The sequence below is a fragment of the Gordonia sp. NPDC003585 genome, from assembly GCF_040610755.1.
Lineage (GTDB): Bacteria > Actinomycetota > Actinomycetes > Mycobacteriales > Mycobacteriaceae > Gordonia.
In genome coordinates, this window is sequence record NZ_JBEXMX010000062.1 from 1 (window position 1) to 26,096 (window position 26,096).

A 26,096-nucleotide genomic window follows, 5' to 3' on the forward strand; every position below is an offset into this window, starting at 1 on the left:
CCCGACATGGCCAAGGTCGTCGCCGACGCCGGCGTGCCGTGGATTCTGATGCACTGGCGTCCGGCAGGCGACAGCGGCGACCGGCGCTTCACCCATCGGATCGGCGATGTCGGCGGCTATCGGGACGTGGTGGCCGAGGTCAGCGGCGAACTGCTCGCCCAGGTGGATGCGGCAGTGTCCGCAGGGGTCGACCCCGACCGCCTCATCCTCGACCCTGGCCTCGGGTTCGCCAAAACCGCCGAACACAATTGGGCTCTTCTGCACGCGCTGCCGACCCTCGTCGGGCTGGGGTTCCCGGTGCTCGTCGGTGCGTCGCGCAAGCGTTTTCTCGGCACCTTGCTGGCCGACGGTGACGCGGTCCGCCCGCCGCAGGAGCGCGACGTGGCGACCGCGTCGATCTCCGCCCTCTCTGCTGCGAACGGTGCGTGGGGGGTTCGGGTGCACGACGTGGCCGGCAGCCGCGACGCGGTCGCGGTGGCCGACGCCTGGCGGTCCGGTGGCCGGCGCGGCGACCTCGCCGATCGGGTGGGCGTTCATGACTGACCGCATCGAGTTGCGTGGCCTGCGGGTGCGCGGGCATCACGGCGTCTTCGACCACGAACGACGCGACGGGCAGGACTTCGTCATCGACGTCGTGCTGTGGCTGGACCTGAGCGCTGCGGCTGCTTCCGACGACCTCGCCGACACCGTCGATTACGGGGTTCTGGCGCAGACGGTCGCCGACATCGTCTCGGGCGAACCGCGCGACCTCATCGAGACGGTCGGCGCGGAGATCGCCGAACGGGTGATGGCCGACGAGCGACTCGCCGCCTGCGAGGTCACCGTGCACAAACCGTCCGCGCCGATCCCGTTGACCTTCGACGACGTCGCTGTGGTGACGCGCCGTTCCCGCAAGGCGATGGGCGGCCGATGAGTCGCGCGGTGCTGTCGGCGGGCTCCAACGTGGGTGACCGGCGTGCGCACCTCGAAAGTGTGGTGTCGGGGTTCGCCGACGAACTCGTCGCGGTATCGAGCGTGTATGCGACCCCACCCTGGGGTGGTGTCGAGCAGGACGACTTCTACAACATCGCCCTGATCGTCGACGGCCCGTTGTCGGCGGCACAGTGGCTGGCTCGCGGCGCGGCGCTCGAAGAAGCGGCCGATCGTGTTCGGGAGGTCCGGTGGGGGCCGCGGACCCTCGACGTCGACGTCATCACCGTCTCCGACGACCACACCACCGTCTCCGACGACAACACCACCGTCTCCGACAATGACGACGGGGTGGTGGTCAGCGACGACCCCGTGCTGACCCTCCCGCATCCACGGGCCGCACAACGCGCGTTCGTGCTCATCCCGTGGCTGGAGATCGACCCGGCAGCCGCACTCTGGACCCCAGACGGCGTTGTCCCGGTCGAAGGGCTCCTGAAGCAGCTCGACGACTCGGAGAAGCTAGGGGTTCGTCGCGTCGACACGATCGGGTGGGCCTCGGCATGACGTCGCCCCTGCCTGCGGGTCACCCGCCGCACGACGACGAGCCGAAGATGGGTCCCACCCGCGTGCGGGACCTGGTGATCATCGCCGCGGTGGTCGCCGCGGCGTCGTGGATTCTGGTGCGCTACAACTACTCCGACCTGCCGCCGCTGCCGCTGCTGGCCGGCATCGTGCTGTATGTGCTGGCCGTCCTCGAAGTGGTGATCGCGTTCGTCGTGCGATCCCGCGTCGCGTCCCGCGACATCGGTGCGGCGAACGGGCAACTGCACCCACTGACCGCCGCGCGTGTGCTCGCGCTGGCCAAGGCGTCGGCGATCCTGGCGGCCATCGCGATCGGGGTGTGGGTCGGGCTGCTCGCTTTCCTGCTCAACCAGCACGATCTGGCGGCCGCCGATCACGACAAACCGGGTGCGATCATCGGGCTGGTGGGCGGCGTCTTTCTCGCGGTCGCCGCGCTGTGGTTGGAGTATTGCTGCCGCGCTCCCGACGACCCCACGTCCGACCATTCCCCACCGGCCTGAATCGGAGATTCATGACTCTCCGGAACAGCTTGGCCGACGAATGACCGGTCAACCGGTAAGTTCTCGGTCATGACGACCTCGAACGGCCGTTCCACCGAGCCCCGACGTTCCGGTCGGTCGGTGGGCCAATGGTTGCTCGGGCTGCTGATCGTCCTGGCGCTGGCAGCGAGCATTCTGATGGTCTTCACCGATCAGCTGTCGATCCCCGGTTCCCTCGCGGTGATCGCCGCGCTGTGGGCGGCGGTCATCGGCGCCATTCTCGTCACCAAATTCCGTCGTCAGGCCGAGAGCGCCGAGGCCAAGAGCCGCGACCTGCGACTCGTCTACGAGCTGCAGCTCGAACGCGAGATCGCCGCGCGTCGACAGTACGAACTCGATGTGGAGACCACCATCCGGCGCGAGGTCAGCGCGGAGGCCAACGAAGAGCTCTCCGAGTTGAAGGCCCAGGTCCTCGCGCTGCGTTCGAGCTTGGAGATGCTCATCGGCGAGCCCCTTCCCGATCAGCGCACGGCGCTGCCGAACGAGAAGATGCGCGAGCTGGCGTCGGGTCTCGGTCCGGGCTATGGGGATTCGGGATTCGGGGACCCGGGATTTCGGGGGTCACCCTTCGGTGCCGGCGCACCCGACTACGGTCGCTCCTCGGGATTTGCCGACGACGACGCACTCGCTGCACGTGACTTCGCCGCCACCGCACCGGCCGGTGACGACGGTCGGCACATCGACAAGGTGGTCGACCCCAACGAGATGACCGAGGTCATCCCTGTGGTCACCGATGACCCGCTCTCCGGCCGGATCGCCACCGAGGTTCCGCTCGAGGACGTTGCGGACGACGAGGTCTCAGTCACCGAGGCCGTTGGTGAGGTCTCGGACGCGGAGGTCGTCGAACCTCCGTCGGAGCCGGTCGTCGAGGAGCCACCGCAGGCCGCCGAAACCCCCGCACAGTCGATGCCGTTCTCGGGCGGGTTCTACGTCGGTTCCGAACCCCCGGTTGCCCCGGGGACCACGCCGCCGGCACCGTTCACCGACGAGACCCCCACCGACGAGTGGGCTCGGGAGGCCGTCGCGAAGGCAGCCAAGGAGGCCCCGGCCGACGTCGCTCCGGACGCTGCGGTGGGCCGTCACGAAGGCGGACCCGACGCCACCCCGGCCGCGAGCTTCGGCCGTCGGCGTCGACGCGACGTCGACGACAACGAGAGCTCCCACTCGGCGGGTCTGCCGGTCTCCGAGTTGTTGGGCCAGCTGCGTGCAGCCGAGTCGAGTGGCGGCGGTAGGCGTCGGCGGGCCGACTGACTTAGGTTCTGCCTGTCTGTCGGCGGATCAACCGACGTTTTGCGTGGTGAGACGGCATTAGACTGCTTCCATGACGGCGGCGACATACGCCCAGAGTGCGGTCGTAGGCGAGGATCACTGTCCTCGCCTCGGTGAGCGCGGCGCCGCGTGGCAGCAGTGTCTGGTGAGTGCCGCACTGTTCGTGCCGATCGTCGCCTGGTGGCCGATGTCGTTGTGGCTCTACCAATTTGACCCGCACCATGGCGAAAGCGGTCCCGCCCGCGTCGCGGCGTTCAACGCCGACGGCCCCAACGCGAGTCTGATTCTGCGTTGGGCGCTGACGGCGATCATCGTGGTGTACTTCGTCGCGGTCATCGTGTGGTGGGCGCGCAGTCCCCGCCGGGCGGTGATTGCGGCGCCCATCGCGGCGGTCGGAGCGATCGGGTTCTGGGGTGGTCAGGTGCCGCTGCTCCTCTCGGCGCAGGACAACCTCGTGATCGATGCGGCCAAGCATGCGGCGATCTTCGTCGCGCTGATGATTGTCGCGTGGTCGATCGCCCGACGCAGACATCCATGGTGGCTGCTCGGGGTGCCGATCATCGCGGTGCTCGCGGTCAACGCGAGCCGGCATCCGGAATGGTTCCCCAATCCGACCGACGTCGTCCTCGAGCGCACGGCCGACGGAATCCAGAGCGCAGCGAACCCGCCGTTCTGGCCGATCACCCGTCAAACCTTCGGCGACGTCGCCGACCTCATCGCCGGAATCCTTTTGCTCTGGGCGATCGACGCCGGGTTCGGGGCGATCGTCTCGCGGGGTACAGCGTCTGCACCGTCCGCCGCCTGAGGTTCGTGCCGCTCCCTGAGGTTCCTACCGCTCCCTGAGGTGCGAGCCTGCGAGCCTCGAAGGGTCGTGGTGAGCCGACAATGTCCTCTCACCAGGGGCTTCGAGGCTCTCGGCTGGCGCCTCGAGCACCTCAGCCGGCGGGGAGGGGGTTCCTCAGCCGGCGCCGGGAGATGGTGGGCGGCAGGGATCAGTGCAGGGTCAGCGCGTATCCGATGGCGAACGCGACGCAGGCGACGCCGATGATGATGGCCAGCAGGTTGAGGGTCTGAGCGAGCCTTGCGGCCGGTGGGAGACCGCCCGACAACCGGCGCGACCGTCCGGCGAGGTGCAAACCCAGCACACCCACCGGAACGCCGATGCCCGCGACGACGCTGAGCGGGATCGCGAGGATGCCGCACGCCAGTGCCTTGGTGGCGGCCGACGCGTCGGGCTGGAATCCGGTCGGGGGAGCCACGACGTGCGGTGTCGCGTGCCGGATGGTGGGGTCGTCGTAGTGCGGGGTGTGCCGGTCGAACGATGCCCGCATCGTCGACTCGTAGGAGGGTGGCGGCGGTGTCACGGGGGGCGGCGCCGGACGGAATCCGGCACTGCGGGTGGTCCGCGGTTGGTGGCCGGGATGCGGTTGCGGCGGTCGGGTCGGTGCTGGTGCCGCTGCGCGGATGCGGAGGGTGTCGGGCACTGGGACCCGCGCGGTGCTCGCGGTCCGGACGGCACAGGCAGCGCGGAATTCGGCTGCGAACGCGCCGGCGGTGGCTGGGCGGTCGGCGGGATTCTTGGCCAGGCCGTGCTGGACGGCGTCGTCGATGGCCGGGTCGAGGTCGGGGCGACGATCGGTGATCGGTGGTGGGCGTTCGTTGAGGTGATGGTGGATGAACACGGCCGGGCTGCGTGCCATGAATGGCGGTGTCCCGGCGAGCAGTTCGTAGACGGTGCAGGCCAGTGAGTACACGTCGCTGCGGCGGTCGAGCGCCTCGCCCGACAGTTGCTCGGGTGACGAGTACGGGTACGACCCGATCACGGCATTCGCCGACGTGAGAGCGGTTCCGACGTCGTTTTGGCGGGCTATTCCGAAGTCCGCCAACCGGATTCGTCGTTCAGCTGGCTCGTCGTCGACGCTGCTGACGAGGATGTTGGCCGGCTTCACATCGCGGTGCAGCAGACCGTGCCGGTGAGCGTGGTCGAGGGCGCCGCCGATCGCGTCGGCCACCGAGGCCACATTCTCCACGCCGAGTCCGTTCGGCGACCGTTCGACGAGCGCGGCCGCGTCGGTGCCGGGCACGTACTGCATGGCGATCCAGAGCCGGCCGTCGGATTCGCCGCGGTCGTAGACGTTGACGATCGACGGGTGGTCGAGTCGCGCGGCGAGCTCGGCCTCCCGGACGAAGCGCGCACGGAACATCGCGTCGTCGGTGAAGTGCTCGCTGAGGACCTTGATCACGTCGCGTCGGGGGAGCCGGGGATGCTGCGCGAGGTAGACCTCACCCATGCCACCCGCACCGATCTTGCGCACGATCGTGTACCCGGCGAACTCTGTGCCCTGGGTGAGGCTCATAGGGACCTCCACGATGGTGCGCACCGACGGCGCGAACCTCAGAGTACGCCGGTTTTGCGCAGGTCACGAGGCCTGCCGATCGGTCGAACGACCCCCTGGACCGGTGTCAGACGACACTTGCGCGGTGAGCCGCGTCACAGGAAATGGCCACGGCGGCACGCCACCACCTACCCTTGGACTGCAACGTCTGGTACCCGCGCCTACTGCCGGGACTGGAACGAACTTTTTGGAGGACAGCGGTGACCTCACCGAGCGGTGATATGCCCATGCCGTCGGGGCCCATGTCGTCGGGCCGGCGACCCGGCAGCCGTGCGTCCGCAGATCTTCCTGGCGTTTCCAACCTCCCCGCCCCCGCTCGGCTGACCGTCGGCATCGTGTCCGCGGGTCGTGTCGGCACCGCACTCGGCGAGGCGTTGGAGAAGGCCGGTCACATCGTCGGCGGGGTGGTCGCGCGCTCGGCTGATTCTCGCGCCCGCGCGCGTCGTAGGCTTCCCGAGTCCGAGATCCTCGATCTCGCCGCCGTCGTCGCCCGATCGGAGTTCTTGCTGATCAGCGTGCCCGACGCGGCTCTGACCCGGGTCATCGACGACATCGCCGCCACTGGTGCACTGCGCCCTGGCACGCTGGTCGCGCACACCGCCGGGGCGCATGGCGTCATCATCCTCGAACCACTCACCGCCCTCGGAGCGGTGCCGATGGCACTGCATCCGGCGATGACCTTCGTCGGTACCGAGGAGGACACCACTCGTCTGGCGCATGCCTGCTTCGGGGTGACAGCTGCCGACGAGGTCGGCGCGGCAATCGTCAGCTCGCTGGTGCTCGAGATGGGCGGTGAACCCGTCCGGATCGCCGAAGACGACCGCACGCTGTATCACGCGGCACTCGCGCACGGGGCCAATCATCTGGTCGCGCTCATCTCCGACGCCGTCGCGATCCTCAACGCCGCCATCGACAAATCCGGGCGCGAGACCGCGACCATCGACGGCAACGCGGTGCTGCTGGCCGAACGCATCCTCGGGCCGCTGGTCACCGCGTCGTTGCAGAACGTCCTCGAACTCGGACCGTCGGCGCTCACCGGCCCGGTCGCGCGCGGTGACGCGCACGCCGTCGCCGGCCATCTCGACGCCGTCCGCGCGATCTCCGGCGGATCCGGTCGTGATGGTCTGGCGGAGGCGTACCGCACCCTGGCGCGCCGCGCGGCGACATACACCGACGCACCGTCGGATCTGCTCGACGTCCTGGAGGAGGCACGATGACGGGCTACACGCCGGGACAGCTCACCGTGCACCGCGATCCGGCCGAATTACGACGCGTCACACGGGCGCTGCGCTCGGCGGGCAAGCGAGTCGTGCTGGTGCCCACCATGGGCGCCCTCCATGCCGGACATCTGCAGTTGGTGCGTGCCGCCAAGGCCAAAGGCAATGCGGTGGTGGTGGTGTCGATCTTCGTCAACCCGCTGCAATTCGGGGTCAACGAAGATCTGGACGCCTATCCACGCACCTTCGACGCCGACCGCGCACTCCTCGAGCCGCTCGGCGTCGAGCTCGTGTTCGCTCCGACTGCCGCCGCGATGTACCCCAACGGTCAGCGCACCATGGTGCGTCCCGGGCCGGTTGGCGAAGTCCTGGACGGGATCTCGCGCCCCACCCATTTCGCCGGGATGCTCACCGTGGTGCTCAAGCTGCTCAACATCGTCGGCCCGCACGCCGCCTACTTCGGCGAAAAGGATTACCAGCAGCTGGTTCTCATCACCCAGATGGCCGCCGACCTGAACCTTGACGTCGAGATCGTGGGCGTCCCGACGGTGCGCGAGTCCGACGGCCTGGCCATGTCGTCACGCAACCGCTACCTCGACCCCGCACAGCGCGAGCTGGCCACCACGCTCTCCGCCGCTCTCGTCGCCGGCGCCCATGCCGCGCCCGGTGGCCAGGACGCGATTCTGGCTGCCGCACAATCGGTTCTGGACACCGCGCCGGACATCGCCGTCGAGTACCTCGCGCTGCGCGGACGTCAGCTCGAAGAACCGCCGAGTGCCGGGCAGGGCCGACTCCTCGTCGCCGCACGGCTCGGGCCGGCACGCCTGATCGACAACGTGGGCGTCATGATCGGCGGCTACCCCGAAACAGACCCCACCCCAACAGCTCCAGCCACAACAGAGGGACACTGACGATGCTTCGCACCATGATGACGTCGAAAATCCACCGGGCCATCGTGACCCAGGCCGACCTGCACTACGTGGGGTCGGTGACCATCGACGCCGACCTGCTCGACGCGGCCGACCTGCTCGAAGGCGAGCAGGTGACCATCGTCGACATCACCAACGGTGCCCGGCTCGAAACCTACGCGATCGCCGGTGAGCGCGGTTCCGGTGTCATCGGGATCAACGGTGCCGCAGCGCATCTGGTCCACCCGGGCGACCTGGTGATCATCATCGCCTACGGCATTCTCAACGAGCAGGAAGTGCGCGAGTACGCGCCGCACGTCGTGTTCGTCGACGATCACAACCGCGTCCAGGAGTCCGGCACCGATCCGGCGCGCGCCCCCGAGGGGTCGGGTCTGCTCGACCCCCGGCACGCCGACAACCACGCCTTCGTCGACGCCTGATCGCCGGCCGTCACATGCTGCTGACCGTCGACGTCGGGAACACCAACATCCACCTGGGCGTCTTCGCGGGCGTCGGTGACCACGCGAAACTCGTGCGGGACTGGCGAATCCACACCGACCCCCACTACACCGCCGACGAACTCGCCTGGGCGTTCCGGGGAATGCTCGGCCCCGACATCGAGCAGGTGACCGGTGTTGCGGCACTGTCCACCGTGCCGTCACTGCTGCGGGAACTGCGCGTGATGGTGCCCCGCTACTTCGGATCCGGGCCGCACGTCCTGCTCGAACCGGGTGTCCGCACCGGTGTGCCCCTACTCGTGGACAATCCCAAGGAGGTCGGCACCGACCGTGTCGCCAACTGCCTTGCCGCGCACCATGAGTTCGGTGGTCCGTGCATCGTGGTCGCTTTTGGTACCGCGACCGTCGTCGACGCCGTGTCGGAGAAGGGCGAGTTCCTTGGCGGAGCCATCGCGCCGGGTGTGAACCTGGCGGTCGAGGCGCTCTCCGAGCACACCGTGACCGTGCGCAAGGTGGAGCTGATGCCACCCCGCAGTGTGCTCGGCAAGAACACCGTCGAGGCACTCCAGTCGGGCATCCTGTACGGGTTCGCCGGCCAGGTCGACGGCCTGGTCGAACGCGTGCGGGACACCGTCGACGGTTTCGGCGACGACGACGTCCCGGTGGTTGCCACCGGCTATCTCGCGCCACTGATGTTCGACGAATGCCGCTCGCTCACCGACCACCACACCCACCTCACCCTCGAAGGGCTGCGGCTGGTCCACGAACGCTCGAAGGCCGGACCGCGCCGCGCTCGCTGACCAACGTCGCTGCCAGTCGCTCCCTGTGGCGCCCCCGCTGGCGAGCACCCCTCCGCTCGCTGAGGTGCTCGAGGCGCGATGACGAGCCTCGAAGGGCAGGCGAGACAACAGCATTGGTGACAGCGAGGACTACGGCGATCAGCGATCCGCCCGCCGACGGCGTCGGCGATCGTGGAGGCAGAAAAGTGGGTCGGGCCGGTGGCCAAGATCGGGCCCCCGAGGGTGGTCCTCCGGGAATGTCCCGGAAGCGGACGCTGACGGGCCCGATCTCAGTCACCGCTTGTCGGTCGTCGCGTTCCGCCGAAGGCGACGCCAGGAACATGCGCCCACAAAAAGTCGGGGAAGAAACTTCGTCCCCGACCCTTGGTGTCTTCCCCCAGAAATTTGTAGGGGACGACTGTGAACCTCGGGGAAGAAACTTCTTCCCCTAGATTTTGCGGGCACGACGCTCGCGCATTTCCCAGCTCAGCGGGGTCGATCACCGAACTCGTCAACCAGCAGGCGGGACCCCTGGCCATCCCGGGGCATCTGTGGCACGATTCCTGCCGTGATCAAGAGCTGTCAGGAGTGTTGTCAGGGCTGAGTCCGCATCTGCGGCCGCCCTCCTTCGCGCTCCCCGCTCAATTTCAGATCACTTCGAGGATTCCTCACCATGACCGCTTCGGTTGTCGATACCCCCATTCCTGTCAGTGTCGTTCCAGTCCGGGTCGCCGCCCCGACCGACTCCGTTCCGCTGTCGCTGCAGGTCAGCGACTACGCTGCCGCTGTCGCAGGTGGCGCAACCCCCGTTGACGTGCGCGGACACCGCCGCCGCCAGGCCGACGGTGCTCTGTTCGGCGCGCTCGCCATCGAGGCCGTCGAGGTGCTCGAACGCCTCACGCCCGGTGCATCCGGCGCATTGCGATCGGCGACCGCCGATGCCCGCTGGATTCTGGTCAGCGAGGACGGCCACGAGGCCGAATGGCTGGCGTGGCATCTGCAGGCCCGCGGCGTGCACGGTGCCGTCTTCGTGGTCGGCGGTCATCGTCGTCTGCGTCGGGCGGGCGTGAACGGCCGCATCCGTGCCGACGAACTCGCCGTCATCTCATCGCACGACAACTGAGCCCCGCTGATACGAGTTTGGGAGTCGGTGACCGGCCCCGATAGTGTGCACAGCGTGAGTGACAGCGCGACCAGCACCGACGACCAGACCCCGGAACAGCTGCGAATCCGCCGCGAGAAGCGGGAACGGATTCTCGCCGACGGCCGTGAGGCGTACCCGGTGTCGATCGCGCGCACGCATGCGCTGTCGGAGATCCGCGCCAACTACCCCGATCTCGAGGCCGGTACCGAGACCGGCGAGATCGTCGGGGTGGCCGGGCGCATCATCTTTCTACGCAACAAGGGCAAGCTCTGTTTCGCAACCTTGCAGGAGGGCGACGGCACGCAACTGCAGGCGATGATCTCGTTCAACGGCGTCGGGGAGGAGTCGTTGGCGCGGTGGAAGGCCGAGACCGACCTGGGCGACATCGTCTTCGTGCACGGCGAGGTGATCAGTTCGCGCACCGGCGAGCTGTCGGTGATGGCCGACAGCTGGGAGATGGCGTCGAAGTCGCTGCGGCCGTTGCCGGTCGCGCACAAGGACATGAACGAGGAGACCCGCGTCCGCCAGCGCTACGTCGACCTCATCATGCGCCCCGAGGCGCGACAGATGGCGCGCACCCGCATCTCGGTGATCGCCGAACTCCGCAAGGCACTCGACGCGCGAGGGTTTCTCGAGGTCGAGACGCCGATGCTGCAAACCCTGCACGGTGGCGCAGCGGCACGCCCATTCGTGACGCACTCCAACGCCTTTGACATGGATCTGTTCCTGCGGATCGCGCCGGAGCTGTTTCTCAAGCGATGCGTCGTCGGTGGTATCGAGCGCGTCTTCGAGATCAACCGCAACTTCCGCAACGAGGGTGCCGACTCCACGCACTCGCCCGAATTCGCGATGCTCGAGACCTACCAGGCCTACGGCACCTACGACGACGCCGCGGTGATGACTCGGGAACTCGTCCAAGAGGTTTGCCAGGGCGCGCTCGGCACACTGACCCCGACCATGCCCGACGGGTCCACCTACGACCTGTCCGGCGAGTGGACATCGCTCTCGATGTATCCGTCGCTGTCGGAGGCGTTGGGCCAGGAGATCATTCCCCTGAGTGACAGCGGCGGCACGACCGTCGACGAGTTGCTGGCCATCGCTTCCCGTGTGGGACTGGAGATCCCGAAGGACAAGGGCTACGGCCACGGCAAGCTGGTCGAGGAACTCTGGGAGCACATGGTCGGGGACAAGCTCGACGCCCCGGTGTTCGTGCGGGACTTCCCGGTCGAGACCTCGCCGCTGGTCCGGGCGCACCGCACCATCCCGGGCGTCGTCGAGAAGTGGGACCTGTACGTCCGCGGCTTCGAATTGGCCACCGGCTATTCGGAACTCGTCGATCCGGTCATCCAGCGTGAGCGCTTCGTCGACCAGGCCCGTCTGGCTGCCGCGGGCGACGACGAGGCCATGGTGCTCGACGAAGAATTCCTCGCCGCCATGGAACATGGCATGCCGCCGACCGCCGGCACCGGCATGGGCATCGACCGCCTGCTGATGGCGCTGACCGGCCTCGGTATCCGCGAAACCATCCTGTTCCCGCTGGTCAAGCCCATCCGCGACTGAGTAGCTGCCGAACCCGTTGGACGGCAGCGTCATCCGCTACGACGCGAGACCACCGTTCATCGGGCTTCTCCAACGTCTGAGTCTGCCGTCGGGCGACGTCGGCGTTCGCGTCCGACGCATCCGGCCGACGGTGCTCGATGCGTGAGATACGTTCCTGCTCATCGATTTCCAGCCAGATTCCGGCGAAGTGGACACTGATGTCCGCGATCGTCGTCGATTGGGTTCGCCGACCGAACACCGCGTCGGCGATGACGCTCATGCCATCTCGCAGGCCGGCCTCGGCGAGCCGGTACAACTCGGTGTAGACCTTCGCGCGTGCCTCGTCGGTGTAGGCCGAGCGGGGGAGCGGTGCGGTGATCGCCACTCCGGCCAGTCGTTTGCGCAGGACATCGGTGCGCAGGATGCGTGCGCCGGGAGCGGGCGCCAAGTCGCCGCCGACGGCTCGTGCGATGGTCGACTTCCCGGTGCCCGATCCGCCCCCGATGGCCACCAGCCTCCGCGACTCGGGCTCGGTGAAACCGATTGCGAGAGAGAGATAATGATGCGCACGCTCGAGCGCACCCTCGGCCGCCGCGACATGCGCTCGGACGGTGGCGCGGATGCCGAGGATGAGCGGCATGAGCGCGTAGCCGTCCTCGTCGGCGGGGGAGAGGTCGAGGTAGGCGTTGATCACCACGTTCGCCTCGTGGTGGAGCCCGCGCGCCCACAGGTCCATGACGAGAAAGCCGATGTCGTAGAGCACGTCTGTGGTGGCCAGCTCGGCGTCGAACTCCAGGCAGTCGAACGGGATCGGCTCACCGTCGACGACGGCGATGTTGCCCAGGTGCAGGTCACCGTGTCCGCGTCGCACCCGGCCCGCAGTGGCGCGGGCGTCGAGGAGGTCGGCGTGCGAGGCGATCATCTCCGTCAGCCGGTCGGTGAGACGCTGGGCCTGATCCGGCTCGATGATGTCCGGAAAGGCAGCCATGCTCGCCAGATTGCCGTCGACCACGTTCTGGAGCCGCGCCGCGCCGTGCGGGTCGTCGCACACCTCGGCATCGTCGTGCAGGTCGACGACCCGTTCGGCCAGACGTTGCAACAATGCGTCGTCGAGCCCGCCGTTCTCGGCCTTACAGACGAGGAGTGCGTCGTCGGCGAAGCGGGTCATCTCGAGTACCCAGTCGACGGTGTCGCCTTCTCCGTCTAGGGAAACCGATCCGTCGTCGGTCCGCCGGATAGCGTGCAGTCCACGGTAGATGCCGGGCGCGGTGCGTCGGTTGAGCTCCAGTTCGGCGGCGAGCGCATCGTGACGACGATCGGGGGTGGAGAAGTCGAAGTAGCGCAAGCGAACCGGCCGCTTGAGTTTCCACGCCCGGTCGCCGTTGAGCAGGACGGTCGCGCCGTGGGTGTCGATGCGGGTGGTGTCGGCGTCCGGGTCAAGCATGCCGGCAGCAGTCAGCAGTTCGACGGCGTCGTCTGCGGCAGTTCGTGTCACCCGAACAGCACACCACAGGTGGCGGTGGCTGTCCTGATCGAGTGTCGTCTATAGACTCCGGGGATGCCCGCGACACCGCAGCAGCAGAACGGCGCCGGACGCAACCTCGTCGTCTGCCTCGACGGCACCAAGAATGAGCCCGAGCAGGGCAGCACCAACGTCGCCCGACTCTTCGACGTCTGCGTGAAGAACGACGCGCAGCTGGCCTATTACGACCCGGGAGTCGGAACGATGGGCGCACGTGGCGCGGTCACCAAGGTGGGCAAGGCGCTCACGCGGGGATGGGGACTCGTCGCCGGCTACGGCGTCAAGGACAACCTCGAAGAGGCCTACAACTTCCTCGCCAACAACTACCGAAAAGGTGACCGCATCTTCGTGTTCGGGTTCTCCCGCGGCGCGTACACCGCGCGGGCGCTCACCGGGATGCTGAATACGATCGGTTTGCTCCGACCAGGTGCCGAGAACCTCACGCCCTATGCCGTCAAGCTGTATGCGCAGAACAGTGGCAACGCCGGAACCGAGGAATACTTCAAGCCGCGCAACAAGTTCCGAAACAGGTTCGGGAACCCGGACTTTCCGAGCACCTTCGACACGTCAACCAAGCAAGTGCATTTCCTCGGTGTCTGGGACACGGTCAAATCCGTTGGTGCGTTGAATGTCCGGGCAGGATTCGAAGAGGCGCGCTGGCCGTACACCGCGAAGATCGCCAACGTCAACATCGCCCGTCATGCCATGGCGCTCGACGAACGTCGACGCCCGTACGGCTGCTACCGGTTCGACGCGACGACAGTCAAAGAGTCTGACGGCCGGCACCTCGAGGTCTGGTTCCCTGGCGTGCACAGCGATGTCGGCGGCCAGTACGACGACGACCACCACGCGTCCGACGTCGCCTGCGACTGGATGCTGCGCGAGGCACACGAGGCAGGTTTGGCCCTCAGCAAGCAGAAGTACTCGTCACTACTGTCGGTGCCGTTTTCCACCGGGCTGCCGGCCGGGCATGCCACCGAAGGTTGGCTGCACCCCAACGGGCGCACATGGATCCTGGCCGGCGGGTGGCGATCTCGTCGTCCGCTACCCGGCGACCTCGTCCATCCGACCGTGGATGAATGGATCGACCACGGCAACGCGGGCAAGCCCTACCGACCGGACCGTGCGCCGGATCTGCAGCGGCTTACGTAAGCTCCCGCTTGAGGATCTTGCCGGCCGCGTTGCGCGGGAACGCCTCGACGAACACCACCGATCGCGGCACCTTGAAGTTCGCCAGATGCTCACGCGCATAGGCGATCACGGCGTCCTCGTCGAGTCCGGCGTCGTTGCGGATGGTGAGGTAGGCGCGCCCGACCTCGCCGAGCCGCTCGTCGGGCACCCCGACGACGGCCGATTCGGTGACACCGTCGAGCCGCGCGAGGGTCTGCTCGATCTCGGCGGGGTAGACGTTGAAGCCGCCGCAGATGTACATGTCTTTCAGCCGGTCGGTGATCTTGAGATTGCCGCCGGCGTCGATGGTTCCGATGTCGCCGGTGTGCAGCCAGCCGTCGGCGTCTATCGTCTCCGCGGTGGCCTCCTCGTTGTCGAGGTAGCCGACCATGACCATGTCGCCGCGGGCGAGCACCTCGCCCTGCTCGGAGAGCATGATCTCCATACCCGCGAACGCGCGTCCGCAGGTGTTGGCGACGGTCTCGTCATCGTCGTCGGGCGTGCAGGTCGACACGAAGCCGCTGCATTCGGTGAGGCCGTAGGCGGTGACGACGGTGTCGACGCCGAGATCGCGCTGGATGCGTTCGATGAGCACCACCGGCACGATCGCGGCACCGGTGACAACGAGTCGCAGGGTCGACAGGTTGAAGCCATCGCGGTCAACGGCGTCGAGGATGGTCTGGAAGATGGTGGGAGCGCCGGGGAAGATGGTGGCGCGCTCGTCGTCGACCAGTTTCATCGCGGCGGTGGGTGAGTACACCGCGAGCGGCAGCATCGTCACACCGAACAGGACGCACGGCAGGATGCCGGCCTTGTAGCCGAAGGTGTGGAAGTAGGGGTTCACCATCAGGTAGCGATCGCCGGGATGCAGGCTGCCATTGGCGCCCCACGCATGCGACCCGGCCAGCGTCTGACGATGGGTTGCCATGACGCCCTTGGACTTTCCGGTGGTTCCGGAGGTGAACAGGATGTCGGAGAGATCGTCGGGGCACACCGCGTCGGCCCGACGATCGGCCTCGGTGAGCGACTCCGCAGTGCCACGTTCGAGGAAGTCGTGCCACGACGTGGCCGGCTCGGGTGGCACGGCCTTGGGCGCGAGCGGTACCTGGATGATCACGTCGGGCATCGCATCGGCATGATCGGCCAGCAGTTCGGCGAGATGGTCGGAGCCGAGGAATTCGCCCGACACGATCACCGCGCGAGCGGCCGACCGCTCGATGATCTCGATGGCCTCCCCGACGGTGTAGCGCGTGTTGAGCGGCACCAGGGTGGCGCCCGCGTAGTGCGAGCCGAGCGCGGCGATCGGCCAGTGGAAGCTGTTGGGCGCCCAGATCGCCACCCGGTCACCGGGCTCGATGCCGGACGCAACCAGGGAACCGGCGAATGCGCGGACGACGCCGTGGAATTGCGCCCACGTCAATTCCAGGTGTGGATGTGTCGAGGGATGCCACTGGCCGTCGATGATGGCGATACGGTCGGGCCAGGTGGCGGCGGCGCGATGCAGCGCGGCCGGTGTGGTCTGCGGGTAGCTCGCGGCGGGCGTCGACGAGGGCTGCTCCATGGTCCTTAACCTAGCACCAGCCCCAACCTAGCACTTGCTTGGTGGGCTATGCTGACGGTCATGACCTCGATCAACCTCGCGGATCGGGCCGTCGACCTCGGCGAATGGGCCCGGAGTCGGTCGGCAGAGTCGACGCCCCGTGCCGCCGACGAGTTCGCCGCAGCCGTGCGTGCGTGGCTCGACGAGAATCTCGCCGGTGAGTTCGAGTACCTCAGGGGTCGCGGCGGCCCGGGTAGCGAGCACGAGTTCTTCGACGGCCGGCTGGCCTGGGATCGACATCTCGCCGCTTCTGGTTGGACCTGCCTGGGCTGGCCCGCCCGGTACGGCGGACGCGGTGCGACGCTGGAACAGCGCATCATCTTTCACCGCGAATACGCCCGCGCCAACGCACCCGCTCGCGTCAACCACCTCGGCGAAGAACTTCTCGGACCCACACTGATCGAGTTCGGGACCGAGGAGCAGAAGCAGCGCTTCCTGCCCGGTATCGTCGACGTCACCGAGCTGTGGGCGCAGGGCTATTCCGAACCCGGCGCCGGGTCGGATCTGGCGGGTGTGTCGACCACCGCTCGGCTCGACGACGGACGCTGGATCGTCAACGGACAGAAGATCTGGACCTCCCTCGCCCATGTGGCCCAATGGGTGTTCGTACTGTGCCGCACCGAGCCTGGCTCCACGCGGCACAGTGGACTCAGCTTCTTGCTGGTGCCGATCGACCAGCCCGGCGTCACCGTCCGGCCGATTCAACAACTCACCGGCACATCGGAATTCAACGAGGTGTTCTTCGACGACGCCGTCGCCGACGCCGACCTCATCGTGGGTGAACCCGGCGACGGCTGGAAGGTCGCGATGGGGCTCTTGCAGTTCGAGCGTGGCGTGTCCACGCTCGGGCAGCAGGTGGGATTTGCCCGCGAACTCGACAACCTCGTCGACACCGCGAAAAGCAATGGCGCCATCGATGATCCGGAGATCGCGAGCCGGCTGGCGCGGGCATCGATCGGCCTGAAGGTGATGGGTGCGCACGCTCAGCGCACCCTCGATGGGGACGTAACGAATCAGGCTGGGGCCGCCTCGGTGTCGAAGTTGTTGTGGGCCAACTGGCATCGGGATCTCGGTGAGCTTGCAGTGGACGTGGTCGGTGCGCCGTCGTTGATCGCTCCCGCGGCCACCGTCGAAGGTGTGGTCAACGACATCACCGATCCCGAGAACGTCGAACTCGACGACTGGCAACGACTGTTCCTGTTCACCCGCGCCGACACCATTTATGGCGGTTCGAATGAGGTGCAGCGCAACATCATCGCCGAGCGCGTGCTCGGCCTACCCCGAGAGGCCCGGCAGTCATGACCCAGACCCCAGTGCGCTCACCGCTCGCGGCTGTCCCCACCGAGATCCCCGGGCACGGTTTGCTGCTCGGCAAGAAGGTGGTGGTCACCGCGGCCGCGGGCACCGGCATCGGTTTTGCGAGCGCGCGCCGTGCCCTGCTCGAGGGCGCCGACGTCCTCGTCAGCGACTGGCACGAACGCCGACTCGGCGAGGCGGCCCGGAAACTCGCCGATGAGTTCCCCGAGCGCGCCGTGTCGCAGGTTCCCTGCAACGTGCAGGAGACCGCGCAGGTCGACGCGCTGATCGACAGTGCCGCAACCGAACTGGGCCGCATCGACGTGCTGGTCAACAACGCCGGCCTGGGCGGGGAGACGCCGGTCGCCGAGATGTCCGACGAGGAGTGGGACCGCGTTGTCGACATCACCCTCACCGGTACCTTCCGTGCAACGCGCGCTGCGCTGCGCTACTTCGGCGGCGTCGAACACAATGGGGTGATCGTCAACAACGCGTCGGTGCTCGGCTGGCGTGCGCAACGCGGTCAGGCGCACTATGCGGCGGCCAAGGCTGGTGTCATGGCGCTGACCCGTTGTGCCGCAGTGGAAGCCGCCGACGTGGGGGTGCGCATCAACGCGGTCGCACCATCGATCGCCAAACACCCCTTCCTGGCCAAGGTGACCAGCGACGACCTGCTCGACGAACTCGCGTCCCGGGAGGCCTACGGCCGAGCCGCGGAGGTGTGGGAGGTTGCCGCGACGATCGCCATGCTGGCCAGCGACTACACCACGTACCTGACCGGCGAGGTGGTCTCCATCTCCAGCCAACGAGCTTGACCGACAACAACAACCACCAGGAGCAACCATGTCCACTCCGCAGGCCTACATCGTCGACGCGATCCGCACCCCGGTCGGCAAACGCAATGGCTCACTCGCCAAGACCCATCCCGCCGATCTCGGCGCCCACATCATCTCCGCACTCGTCGAGCGCACCGGGATCGACCCGGCCGCCGTCGACGACGTGGTGTTCGGCTGCCTCGACACCATCGGCGGGCAGGCGGGCAACGTGGCCCGGACCGCATGGCTCGCCGCCGGTATGCCGCTGGAAGTGCCTGGGACAACAGTGGATCGGCAGTGCGGGTCGTCGCAGCAGGCCATCCATTTCGCCGCGCAGGGCGTCATGAGCGGCACCCAGGACATCGTCGTCGCGGGTGGACTGCAGAACATGAGTGCCATCCCGATCTCGCAGGCGATGATCGCGGGCAAGGAGTTCGGCTACAGCACGCCGACCGCGGAGTCGGTGGGCTGGCAGGAGCGATTCGGCGACGCGCAGATCTCGCAGTTCGTCGGCGCCGACATGATGGCCCAGCGCTGGGATCTGTCCCGGGAAGATCTCGAGCGGTGGGCGCTGCAGTCGCATGAACGCGCCCGCGCGGCCATCGCGGCCGGCCGCTTCGACAACGAGAACGTCCCGCTCGGCGACTGCGTCGTCGACGAATGCCCACGGGAGACGTCGATGGAGAAGATGGCCGGTCTCGCGCCGCTCGCCGAGGGGTCGGTGCTGACCGCGGCGGTCGCGTCGCAGATCGCGGACGGTTCGTCGGCCGCGCTCGTCGTGTCCGAGAAGGCACTCAAGGAGCACGGTCTGACGCCGCGTGCGCGCATCCATCACCTGTCGGTGCGCGGCGACGACCCGGTGATGATGCTGTCCGCACCCATCCCCGCGACCAAGTACGCGCTCGAGAAGACCGGTCTGAGCATCGACGACATCGACGTCGTGGAGATCAACGAGGCCTTCGCGCCCGTCGTATTGGCATGGTTGAAGGAGACCGGCGCCGATCCCGCGAAGGTCAATCCGAATGGTGGCGCCATCGCGCTCGGCCACCCGCTCGGCGCCACCGGCGCGAAACTGTTCGCGACCCTGCTGGGCGAACTCGAACGCACCGGGGGCCGCTACGGCCTGCAGACGATGTGCGAGGGCGGTGGCACGGCCAACGTGACGATCATCGAGCGCCTGGGCTGAGCCGGGCCGGTCTCAGCCGGTGACGATGGCCTGATCTGTGGCCGTCGTGTCCCGATCCTTCTGACAACAGGCGTAGCCACATGCCTGTGATCTGGCGCATACTATGGTGTGGAACGGGCGGACATATTCGTTTCAACCGCCACATCACGACCAAATCGGAGGATCTCGATGACCAAGCCTGCTGAGACCGGCGCCGGGGTGACAAACGCGGATCGCCGCGAGTCATCTGAAGAACACACGATGGCAGAGCTGGTCGAGATCCAGCGGGCCGCGTTCTTGCGCGACGGCATCCCGAGCGCGGACGTTCGCATCGACCGCATCACTCGACTGTCGGCGCTGCTGCTCGACAACGCCGAGGAGATCGCGGAAGCGCTCGCCGAGGACTTCGGTTCGCGACCGCGCGAGCTGTCGCTGGCCACCGACGTCGCCGGCTGCATGATCGACCTCGCCCACCAGCGCCGGGGCGTCAAGGAGTGGATGGCCGAGACCAACACCGCCAAGCTGCAGGGAATGCTCGGCTTCAAGCAGCGGGTGCGCCACGACCCGCTCGGCGTCGTCGGAATCATGGGCCCGTGGAACTTCCCACTGCAGCTGACCTTCGTGCCGGCGGGTTCGGCCTTCGCGGCGGGTAACCGCGTCGTCATGCGTCCGTCGTCGATCACCGCACGCTGCACCGAGGTGGTCGCCAAGCATGCGCCCAAGTACTTCTCGATCGAAGAGTTGGCGGTCATAACACCCAAGCACGGTTCGGGGTCGGACTTCGCCAAGCTCAAGGTCGACCACATGTTCTTCACCGGGTCGCCCGACGTCGGCGCGTCGGTGGCGCAGGAGGCCGCGAAGAACCTCGTGCCGGTGACGCTCGAGCTGGGCGGCAAGAACCCGGCCGTCGTCGACGTCGATGCCGACATCGACAAGGCCGCCAACATGCTGGCCGACGCCCGCATGGTCAACGGTGGCCAGGTGTGCCTGTGCCCCGACTACGTGTTCGTTCCCGAATCGAAGCTGGGTGAGTTCACCGACAAGGTGGTCGCACGCTGGACCAAGAACTTCCCGACGATCTACGACAACGAGCAGTTCACGTCGACGATCAACCAGAAGAACTACGACCGCATCGTCGGACTGATCGAGGATGCCGAGTCGCTGGGAGCGGCAAAGCGTCAGGTGATCCCGGGTGGCGAGCCGCTGCCGGACGCCGAGCGCCGCAAGATCCCGCCGACGCTGCTGACCGGGGTCAAGGCCGGCATGAAGATCGAGGAGGACGAGGTCTTCGGTCCGGTCCTCACCGTGTACCCCTACCGCGAGTTCGGTGAGGTGATCAGCCACATCACGTCGCATCCGCATCCGCTGACCATGTACTGGTGCGGCGACGACAACGACCGTTTCGCCGCGCTCGCCGACGGCACGCGCAGCGGTTCGATCAACGGCAACGACTTCGCCGCACACATGTTCGGCGCCGACCTGCCGTTCGGTGGCGTCGGTCGCTCGGGCATGGGTGGCTACCACGGCAAGACCGGTTTCGAGACGTTCAGCCACGCACGTGCGATCGCCTTCTCGACACTGCCGGTGTCGATCGCCGAGATGATGTCGCCGCCGTTCCTGCCCAAGGACACGAAGCTGACGAACAACCAGATGAAGATGTGGAACTTCTTCAACAAGCGTGCGATGAAGAAGGTGCGCAAGCGCCTGCGCTGACCTGTTCTGCTGATGTGACACCCCCTTGGCCGGGGCCGTTGTGAGACGGTCCCGGCCAAGCGCTTGCTAGGGTGGGTCAGACCCTCAGGAGGTGTGGTGTCACCACGCAATAGCACGCAGACGTCGCGTCGCGACGAGTTGCTGGCCACGGCCGGGCGGATGTTCGCCGAGCAGGGTCTGCGATCCACCACGGTGCGTGACATCGCCGACGCCGCCGGGATTCTGTCGGGCAGCCTCTATCACCATTTCGACTCCAAGGAGTCGATGGTCGACGAGATCTTGCGTGGCTTCCTCGACGACCTCTTCGACCGCTACCGCGCGATCGCCGCTGCCGGTCTCACGGCCACCGAGACGTTGCGCCAGTTGGTGATTGCGTCCTTCGAGTCGATCGACGCCCAGCGCAACGCCGTCGCGATCTACCAAGACGAAGCCAAACGCCTTGCCGGACAAGCACGTTTCGCCTACATCGGCGAACTCAACACCGAGTTCCGGCAACTCTGGCAGTCGGTGCTGCAACGCGGCGTCGACGACGGCGAGTTCCGGGCCGACCTCGACGTCGAACTCGTCTACCGCTTCATGCGCGACACCGTGTGGGTCGCCGTGCGCTGGTACCGCCCAGGTGGAACCCTCACCGTCGAGGCGATCGCCGATCAGTACCTGTCCGTCGTCCTCGACGGCATCCTCCCGCGGTAGCCGCCCGCCCTCACCCGAGCTCTCCGAGCCTGCTGAGTAGCCGTGGTGTTGCCATCGGTACCGGTCCACGTCGGCCGAAATACTCACGAGGGACGTCGGAGACGAAGGTGGTGGCGATGTCGCGGTCGTAGAGGACGTCGACAAGATGCAGGAACCGTTGTGCCGGTTCGCGACCCGCGGTAGACAGGTCGGGGATTCCGGTGACCATCCATCGGCGGAAGCGATCGCTGAGGGTCAGATAGTCGGTGGCGCCGAGCGGACGTCCGCAGATGTCCGCGAAGTCGACCCACAGAAGGTGCGGTTCGGCGCGTCGTGCCGGCAGCGTCCGGTCGGCAACGGACACTGGGCATCGATACTCCACGGCGTCTGCGGGGATGGTGGTGGTCCATCGTCCCGACGCGAATCCGGAATCGCGACTCGATACCGTCCGATAGTCCACGCCCGCATCCAAAAGAATTGTGGTGCACGAGTTTTGGATCAGATTGATCGTCGGTAGGAAACCATCGTGGAACAGCGGGTTCGGCATGAGTTCGGTGGGGGTGCGGTTCGACGTGAACACCACGCGCACACCGTGTTCGGCTGCGTAGCGGAGGATTCTCGCGACGAAGATCCCGTCGGCCGGGTCGTCGACGTCGAAGTCATCGAAGCACACCACCGAACGTGAGCCGATCAGTTCGGCCACTGCCGGGTCGAGCCCGCCCGCTCGCCGAATCGCGTGATGGAGGTCCCGTATGAAGGTGTGCCAGTGAACCCGCAGGACAGCTTGAGTCGGTAGTGCCGATGCGAACACGTCCATGAGCCACGATTTGCCGCGACCGGGTGGTCCGGTCAGGTACAGCCAGCGGTCGCTCTCGCGCAGCACTGTGGCGGCGCGACTCTGTGTCGGGTCGAGCGTGAAGCCGGCACGTGCTGCTGCCTCGTCGAATGTGTGCGGACCGGCGATGACCTGCGGGGATCGACGCCGACGCGGTGACTGCATACGGTAACTCTATCATCATAGAGTCTTGTGCTACCGTCGATGCATGCCTCGCCCCGGCCGTCGGCCTGCCATCTGCGACGCGGCCATCGAGCTTGCTGCAACCGGTGGTACGCACGCAGTCACCCATCAGGGCGTCGACCGTCGGCTCGATCTGCCTCGGGGCTCGACGTCGTACTACTACCGGACAAGAGAGGCGCTGGTCGGGGCCGCGGCGGAGCGTTTGGTGGAACGCTCACGCGAGCGGTTCGAGTCGCGGATGGCCGGGGAGCCGATGCTTCCGGGAGTATTGATCGCGGACTATCTCGATGAATTACTCACCGAACGACGTGCCGATGTGTTCGCCAGGCTGGCCCTGGCCCTCGACCCCTCGCTGGCCGTCGGCACGCGAGATGCGCTGTCCCGGTGCTTCTTCTCGCTGCCGGCAGCAGAACGATTGATGACCGCGCTGTCGGCTTCCGATCCTCGTGCGGCTGATTCTCGTACTGCGGCCGATGAACTGGTCACCGTGCTGGAGGGAATTGTCGCCGCTCACACGTACGGGCTGCATCGTCGAGCGGGAGTTGGCAGGGGAGACCTCGCAGAGACGGTGCGACCGTTGGTGGAGAGAATGTTGCCGATCAGTTCGGAACCGCCGCCGACCAGCGGATCGGCGGGCCCGGCGTCGCGGTGAGGACACCGCGCTCACCGAGGACGATGAGGTGCGCGTTGGTTTCGCGTAACGCCATGTACGCCAAGCCTTCCGAGAGTTCGGAGAACGGTCGGGACCAGGTGACCGATCGGGTGATCTCCCAGGGCGTGGACTCCGGATCCTTGCGCACGGCGGCGGTGATCTCGTCGAGCCGTTGCTCGTGATGGCCCAACAGGTCGGTGACGCGATCGGCGAGCCCACGGAACCGGTACTCGTGCGACGGCAATGCCTCGAGATCGCCGACGTTCTCGGTATTCGCCAGCGACACGAGGTATTCGGCGAGCGGATCGGGCGAACTGAAAATACTCGTCGACACGTTCGGGCTGATGCGCGGAAGCAGATGATCGCCGGTGAACATCACGCCGGCGTCGTCGTCGGCGAAACACATGTGTCCGGCGGTGTGGCCGGGGGTCCACATCGCGCGGACGTTCCAGCCCGGAAGGTTGAGCGGCTCATCGTGGTCGAGTTCGACGTCGACCTTGCGTCCGTCGGGCAGTCGGACGAACACGTTGAGGCCACTACGGGACGGATCGATGCGCGGGCCGCCGAGCGTCTCGGATTCGGCGATCTCGGCGTCGATCTCGGCGGCCACCTCGGCATCGGTGTGATACCGCAGGTGCCGTGCGTCGTTGCGGTGCATCGCCAGCACCGGATCGGCGTGTTCGAGGAGGCGCGGGACCAGGCCGAAATGGTCGGGATGTAGGTGTGTGATCGACACATGCCGCACGTCGGCGATGTCGTGACCGGTGGCATGGATGCCGTTCACCAGCGCCTGCCACGACTCGTCGGCATTCCATCCGGTGTCGATCAGAGCAAGTCCGTCGGGAAGTGCGAGCGCGTAGACGAGGATGTAGCGCAGTGGATTGCCGGGCATCGGCACCGGGATCGACCACAGGCCCGGTCGGACTTCCTCGACCCGCGGCATCTGTTTGGCGGCCCACGCCTCGCGCTGGTGGTGACCGGTGACCTCGATCGTATGCATCAAACCTCCTGAAGGCCGACACGCGTCAGGGCTGACGACGGCCTCAAATCCATACGATCACAGCACTTGGTTGCGCTCAACAACAAGTTGCTACTGTGACGTGAGTAACACGGACGAAGGGGTTCACGCATGGTCGGTCAGTTCACGCCCCAGACAGATGCGGCAATTCAGGTCGCACGGCAGCAAACCCTGTCTGACCTGCTTCGACGCACCGCCGCGCGACTACCGGACAAGGTCGCTATCATCAACGGGTCGCGCGAGTTGACCTTCGCCGAGTTCGACGCGGCGGTCAATCGATGTGCCAACGCTCTTGTCGCGCGCGGGCTCGACAAGGGGCAACGACTGGCCCTCGTCAGCCACAACAACTGGCAGTTCGCGGTCCTCCACTACGCGACCGCCCGGCTCGGCGTCATCCTCGTGCCGGTGAACTTCGGGTTGGGTGCCGCCGAGATCGCCTACATTCTCGAACACTCAGGGGCGTCGGCCGTGGTGGCCGAGGACGCTCTGGCGCCGGTCGTCACCGACGCTGTGCAGCAGGCCGGTGTCGACGTGGTCGGAGGATTCATCACCACCGGTCCCGACCGTCCCGACACCGAGTGGGAGGACGTCGACGCGTGGATGCTCGACGGTGATGCGACGCCACCGCAGGTGTCCGTCGCTGACGACGATCCGCTGCGGCTGATGTACACCTCGGGCACCGAATCGCGGCCCAAGGGTGTGCTGCTGTCCTCGAAATCGCTGATCAATCAGTATGTTTCGTGTGTCATCGACGGCGGGATGAGCGCCGACGACATCGAAATCCATTCGCTCCCACTGTTTCACTGCGCCCAGCTGGACTGTTTCCTGTCGGTCGACGTGTACCTGGGCGCGACCAGCATCATCCTGCCGGGACCCGATCCGGCGACGGTCCTCGAGACGATCGAATCGCGCGGCGTCACCAAACTGTTCTGCCCACCGACCGTGTGGATCTCGTTGCTGCGTCACCCCGATTTCGACCGTCGCGACCTGTCGTCGTTGCGCAAGGGCTACTACGGAGCGTCGGCTATGCCGGTCGAGGTGTTGCGTGAGATGGCACAACGCCTTCCGCAGGTGTCGCTGTGGAACTTCTACGGCCAGACCGAGATGTCGCCGCTCGCCACGATCCTGTTGCCGCACGAACAGATCGAGCACGCAGGCTCGGCGGGTCGGGCTGCGCTCAACGTAGAGACCAGGGTGGTCGACGACGAGGACAACCCGGTGCCCACCGGTGAGGTCGGCGAGATCGTGCACCGCAGCCCGCACGCGTGCCTCGGCTACTACAACGATGAGGAGAAGACCGCGGCGGCCTTCCGCAACGGGTGGTTCCATTCCGGCGATCTGGGTGTCATCGACGCCGACGGCTATCTGGCAGTGGTCGACCGCAAGAAGGACATGATCAAGACCGGCGGCGAGAACGTCGCCTCACGCGAGGTCGAGGAGGCGATCTACCGCCTCGACGGCGTGGCCGAGGTCGCGGTGTTCGGTGTGCCGCATCCCAAATGGATCGAGGCGGTCACCGCCGTCGTTGTCCCCAAGGAGGGGGCAACGATCACCGAAGACGATGTCGAAAAACATCTTTCGGACATTCTCGCCGGCTACAAACGACCCAAGTACGTGGTGTTCGCCGACGCGCTACCGAAGAACCCGAGCGGCAAGATCCTCAAGAAAGACCTACGCACCGAGCATGCCGGCATCGCCACGTGACGGTCGCCGGG

At 66.9% G+C, this 26,096-nt stretch carries 25 protein-coding genes; 20 read left to right on the plus strand and 5 right to left on the minus strand.

Annotated features, from left to right (window positions below):
• The 6 genes from ABZW74_RS16755 to ABZW74_RS16780 form a co-directional block, all read left to right on the plus strand.
• On the plus strand, positions 1–543 hold a 543-nt coding region (locus tag ABZW74_RS16755; RefSeq protein ID WP_355277689.1), incomplete at its 5' end, for a dihydropteroate synthase.
• The gene (folB, locus tag ABZW74_RS16760) at positions 536–913 is read left to right on the plus strand and encodes a dihydroneopterin aldolase (protein ID WP_240859255.1); all 378 of its coding nucleotides are present in this window, start codon (positions 536–538) and stop codon (positions 911–913) included. The genes ABZW74_RS16755 and folB, both read left to right, overlap by 8 nt.
• A complete protein-coding gene (gene folK, locus ABZW74_RS16765) occupies positions 910–1,473 on the plus strand; it encodes a 2-amino-4-hydroxy-6-hydroxymethyldihydropteridine diphosphokinase (protein WP_240859248.1) in 564 nt (187 codons plus the stop codon). The genes folB and folK overlap by 4 nt, the downstream gene beginning before the upstream one ends.
• A complete protein-coding gene (locus tag ABZW74_RS16770) occupies positions 1,470–1,991 on the plus strand; it encodes a DUF3180 domain-containing protein (protein WP_355277692.1) in 522 nt (173 codons plus the stop codon). Before folK ends, ABZW74_RS16770 begins: the two co-directional genes overlap by 4 nt.
• 69 nt (positions 1,992–2,060) lie before the next feature.
• Positions 2,061–3,281 (plus strand): DUF6779 domain-containing protein, encoded by a 1,221-nt coding sequence (locus ABZW74_RS16775; protein ID WP_355277695.1) that lies wholly within the window; start codon positions 2,061–2,063, stop codon positions 3,279–3,281.
• Positions 3,282–3,351: 70 nt separating this feature from the next.
• The gene (locus tag ABZW74_RS16780; RefSeq protein ID WP_355277697.1) at positions 3,352–4,104 is read left to right on the plus strand and encodes a hypothetical protein; all 753 of its coding nucleotides are present in this window, start codon (positions 3,352–3,354) and stop codon (positions 4,102–4,104) included.
• A gap of 187 nt (positions 4,105–4,291) precedes the next feature.
• Here ABZW74_RS16780 and ABZW74_RS16785 read toward each other — a convergent pair whose 3' ends face one another.
• On the minus strand, positions 4,292–5,656 hold the full coding sequence (locus ABZW74_RS16785) for a serine/threonine-protein kinase (RefSeq protein ID WP_355277700.1): 1,365 nt from the start codon (positions 5,654–5,656) through the stop codon (positions 4,292–4,294).
• Between the two features lie 281 nt (positions 5,657–5,937).
• Here ABZW74_RS16785 and ABZW74_RS16790 point away from each other — a divergent pair, with 281 nt between their 5' ends.
• From ABZW74_RS16790 to lysS, 6 genes are all read left to right on the plus strand, one after another.
• Entirely contained in the window at positions 5,938–6,912 is a 975-nt protein-coding gene (locus tag ABZW74_RS16790; RefSeq protein ID WP_240861249.1) for a DUF2520 domain-containing protein, read from the plus strand.
• Positions 6,909–7,823: a pantoate--beta-alanine ligase gene (gene panC, locus ABZW74_RS16795; protein ID WP_240861150.1), complete on the plus strand. Its 915-nt coding sequence runs from the start codon at positions 6,909–6,911 to the stop codon at positions 7,821–7,823. The genes ABZW74_RS16790 and panC overlap by 4 nt, the downstream gene beginning before the upstream one ends.
• A 2-nt stretch (positions 7,824–7,825) precedes the next feature.
• Positions 7,826–8,260, plus strand: coding sequence for an aspartate 1-decarboxylase (gene panD, locus ABZW74_RS16800; RefSeq protein ID WP_240861152.1), 435 nt, complete (start codon positions 7,826–7,828; stop codon positions 8,258–8,260).
• Between the two features lie 14 nt (positions 8,261–8,274).
• Positions 8,275–9,078, plus strand: a complete 804-nt coding sequence (locus ABZW74_RS16805; RefSeq protein WP_240861154.1) for a type III pantothenate kinase — start codon at positions 8,275–8,277, stop codon at positions 9,076–9,078.
• 652 nt (positions 9,079–9,730) lie between these two features.
• Positions 9,731–10,180: a rhodanese-like domain-containing protein gene (locus ABZW74_RS16810; RefSeq protein WP_240861156.1), complete on the plus strand. Its 450-nt coding sequence runs from the start codon at positions 9,731–9,733 to the stop codon at positions 10,178–10,180.
• Positions 10,181–10,234: 54 nt separating this feature from the next.
• Positions 10,235–11,761, plus strand: a complete 1,527-nt coding sequence (gene lysS, locus ABZW74_RS16815) for a lysine--tRNA ligase (protein WP_240861157.1) — start codon at positions 10,235–10,237, stop codon at positions 11,759–11,761.
• Here lysS and ABZW74_RS16820 read toward each other — a convergent pair.
• Positions 11,742–13,184 carry an AAA family ATPase gene (locus ABZW74_RS16820; protein ID WP_355277742.1) on the minus strand — a complete coding sequence of 481 codons (1,443 nt, stop codon included), beginning with the start codon at positions 13,182–13,184 and terminating at the stop codon, positions 11,742–11,744. The two genes, lysS and ABZW74_RS16820, sit on opposite strands and share 20 nt — an antisense overlap.
• Before the next feature lie 114 nt (positions 13,185–13,298).
• Here ABZW74_RS16820 and ABZW74_RS16825 point away from each other — a divergent pair, with 114 nt between their 5' ends.
• Positions 13,299–14,414: a DUF2235 domain-containing protein gene (locus tag ABZW74_RS16825; protein WP_355277705.1), complete on the plus strand. Its 1,116-nt coding sequence runs from the start codon at positions 13,299–13,301 to the stop codon at positions 14,412–14,414.
• Here ABZW74_RS16825 and ABZW74_RS16830 read toward each other — a convergent pair.
• The gene (locus ABZW74_RS16830; RefSeq protein WP_240861161.1) at positions 14,407–15,993 is read right to left on the minus strand and encodes a FadD3 family acyl-CoA ligase; all 1,587 of its coding nucleotides are present in this window, start codon (positions 15,991–15,993) and stop codon (positions 14,407–14,409) included. The two genes, ABZW74_RS16825 and ABZW74_RS16830, sit on opposite strands and share 8 nt — an antisense overlap.
• A gap of 60 nt (positions 15,994–16,053) precedes the next feature.
• Between ABZW74_RS16830 and ABZW74_RS16835 the strand changes: the two genes are divergently transcribed.
• The 5 genes from ABZW74_RS16835 (at position 16,054) to ABZW74_RS16855 (ending at position 21,714) form a co-directional block, all read left to right on the plus strand.
• Positions 16,054–17,334, plus strand: coding sequence for an acyl-CoA dehydrogenase family protein (locus tag ABZW74_RS16835; protein ID WP_355277709.1), 1,281 nt, complete (start codon positions 16,054–16,056; stop codon positions 17,332–17,334).
• Entirely contained in the window at positions 17,331–18,143 is an 813-nt protein-coding gene (locus ABZW74_RS16840) for an SDR family oxidoreductase (RefSeq protein WP_240861165.1), read from the plus strand. Before ABZW74_RS16835 ends, ABZW74_RS16840 begins: the two co-directional genes overlap by 4 nt.
• 28 nt (positions 18,144–18,171) lie before the next feature.
• On the plus strand, positions 18,172–19,329 hold the full coding sequence (locus tag ABZW74_RS16845) for an acetyl-CoA C-acetyltransferase (protein WP_240861167.1): 1,158 nt from the start codon (positions 18,172–18,174) through the stop codon (positions 19,327–19,329).
• A 168-nt stretch (positions 19,330–19,497) separates the two neighbouring features.
• Positions 19,498–21,021, plus strand: a complete 1,524-nt coding sequence (locus tag ABZW74_RS16850) for an aldehyde dehydrogenase family protein (protein WP_240861169.1) — start codon at positions 19,498–19,500, stop codon at positions 21,019–21,021.
• 96 nt (positions 21,022–21,117) lie between these two features.
• On the plus strand, positions 21,118–21,714 hold the full coding sequence (locus ABZW74_RS16855) for a TetR/AcrR family transcriptional regulator (protein WP_240861171.1): 597 nt from the start codon (positions 21,118–21,120) through the stop codon (positions 21,712–21,714).
• A 10-nt stretch (positions 21,715–21,724) separates the two neighbouring features.
• On the opposite strand, the gene zapE is transcribed toward ABZW74_RS16855, so the two are convergent.
• Positions 21,725–22,693 (minus strand): cell division protein ZapE, encoded by a 969-nt coding sequence (gene zapE, locus ABZW74_RS16860; RefSeq protein WP_355277714.1) that lies wholly within the window; start codon positions 22,691–22,693, stop codon positions 21,725–21,727.
• 43 nt (positions 22,694–22,736) lie between these two features.
• Here zapE and ABZW74_RS16865 point away from each other — a divergent pair, with 43 nt between their 5' ends.
• On the plus strand, positions 22,737–23,363 hold the full coding sequence (locus ABZW74_RS16865) for a TetR family transcriptional regulator (RefSeq protein WP_355277717.1): 627 nt from the start codon (positions 22,737–22,739) through the stop codon (positions 23,361–23,363).
• Here the strand turns inward: ABZW74_RS16865 and ABZW74_RS16870 are convergent.
• The gene (locus tag ABZW74_RS16870) at positions 23,311–24,363 is read right to left on the minus strand and encodes an MBL fold metallo-hydrolase (protein ID WP_355277720.1); all 1,053 of its coding nucleotides are present in this window, start codon (positions 24,361–24,363) and stop codon (positions 23,311–23,313) included. The two genes, ABZW74_RS16865 and ABZW74_RS16870, sit on opposite strands and share 53 nt — an antisense overlap.
• Before the next feature lie 129 nt (positions 24,364–24,492).
• Between ABZW74_RS16870 and ABZW74_RS16875 the strand changes: the two genes are divergently transcribed.
• Positions 24,493–26,085: an acyl-CoA synthetase gene (locus ABZW74_RS16875; RefSeq protein ID WP_240861175.1), complete on the plus strand. Its 1,593-nt coding sequence runs from the start codon at positions 24,493–24,495 to the stop codon at positions 26,083–26,085.
• Positions 26,086–26,096: the final 11 nt, after the last annotated feature.

What these genes read in the sequence shown, in the direction of transcription:
- panD (WP_240861152.1), top strand. Translation starts at nt 7,826, where the DNA reads ATGCTTCGCACCATGATGACGTCGAAAATCCACCGGGCCATCGTGACC.
- ABZW74_RS16845 (WP_240861167.1), top strand. Translation starts at nt 18,172, where the DNA reads ATGTCCACTCCGCAGGCCTACATCGTCGACGCGATCCGCACCCCGGTC.
- ABZW74_RS16770 (WP_355277692.1), top strand. Translation starts at nt 1,470, where the DNA reads ATGACGTCGCCCCTGCCTGCGGGTCACCCGCCGCACGACGACGAGCCG.
- ABZW74_RS16835 (WP_355277709.1), top strand. Translation starts at nt 16,054, where the DNA reads ATGACCTCGATCAACCTCGCGGATCGGGCCGTCGACCTCGGCGAATGG.
- ABZW74_RS16810 (WP_240861156.1), top strand. Translation starts at nt 9,731, where the DNA reads ATGACCGCTTCGGTTGTCGATACCCCCATTCCTGTCAGTGTCGTTCCA.
- ABZW74_RS16830 (WP_240861161.1), bottom strand. Translation starts at nt 15,993, where the DNA reads ATGGAGCAGCCCTCGTCGACGCCCGCCGCGAGCTACCCGCAGACCACA.
- folK (WP_240859248.1), top strand. Translation starts at nt 910, where the DNA reads ATGAGTCGCGCGGTGCTGTCGGCGGGCTCCAACGTGGGTGACCGGCGT.
- ABZW74_RS16820 (WP_355277742.1), bottom strand. Translation starts at nt 13,184, where the DNA reads ATGCTTGACCCGGACGCCGACACCACCCGCATCGACACCCACGGCGCG.
- ABZW74_RS16775 (WP_355277695.1), top strand. Translation starts at nt 2,061, where the DNA reads ATGACGACCTCGAACGGCCGTTCCACCGAGCCCCGACGTTCCGGTCGG.
- ABZW74_RS16790 (WP_240861249.1), top strand. Translation starts at nt 5,938, where the DNA reads ATGTCGTCGGGCCGGCGACCCGGCAGCCGTGCGTCCGCAGATCTTCCT.
- ABZW74_RS16840 (WP_240861165.1), top strand. Translation starts at nt 17,331, where the DNA reads ATGACCCAGACCCCAGTGCGCTCACCGCTCGCGGCTGTCCCCACCGAG.
- ABZW74_RS16805 (WP_240861154.1), top strand. Translation starts at nt 8,275, where the DNA reads ATGCTGCTGACCGTCGACGTCGGGAACACCAACATCCACCTGGGCGTC.
- ABZW74_RS16785 (WP_355277700.1), bottom strand. Translation starts at nt 5,656, where the DNA reads ATGAGCCTCACCCAGGGCACAGAGTTCGCCGGGTACACGATCGTGCGC.
- ABZW74_RS16850 (WP_240861169.1), top strand. Translation starts at nt 19,498, where the DNA reads ATGACCAAGCCTGCTGAGACCGGCGCCGGGGTGACAAACGCGGATCGC.
- panC (WP_240861150.1), top strand. Translation starts at nt 6,909, where the DNA reads ATGACGGGCTACACGCCGGGACAGCTCACCGTGCACCGCGATCCGGCC.
- ABZW74_RS16780 (WP_355277697.1), top strand. Translation starts at nt 3,352, where the DNA reads ATGACGGCGGCGACATACGCCCAGAGTGCGGTCGTAGGCGAGGATCAC.
- ABZW74_RS16875 (WP_240861175.1), top strand. Translation starts at nt 24,493, where the DNA reads ATGGTCGGTCAGTTCACGCCCCAGACAGATGCGGCAATTCAGGTCGCA.
- ABZW74_RS16865 (WP_355277717.1), top strand. Translation starts at nt 22,737, where the DNA reads ATGCCTCGCCCCGGCCGTCGGCCTGCCATCTGCGACGCGGCCATCGAG.
- ABZW74_RS16825 (WP_355277705.1), top strand. Translation starts at nt 13,299, where the DNA reads ATGCCCGCGACACCGCAGCAGCAGAACGGCGCCGGACGCAACCTCGTC.
- folB (WP_240859255.1), top strand. Translation starts at nt 536, where the DNA reads ATGACTGACCGCATCGAGTTGCGTGGCCTGCGGGTGCGCGGGCATCAC.
- zapE (WP_355277714.1), bottom strand. Translation starts at nt 22,693, where the DNA reads ATGCAGTCACCGCGTCGGCGTCGATCCCCGCAGGTCATCGCCGGTCCG.
- ABZW74_RS16870 (WP_355277720.1), bottom strand. Translation starts at nt 24,363, where the DNA reads ATGCATACGATCGAGGTCACCGGTCACCACCAGCGCGAGGCGTGGGCC.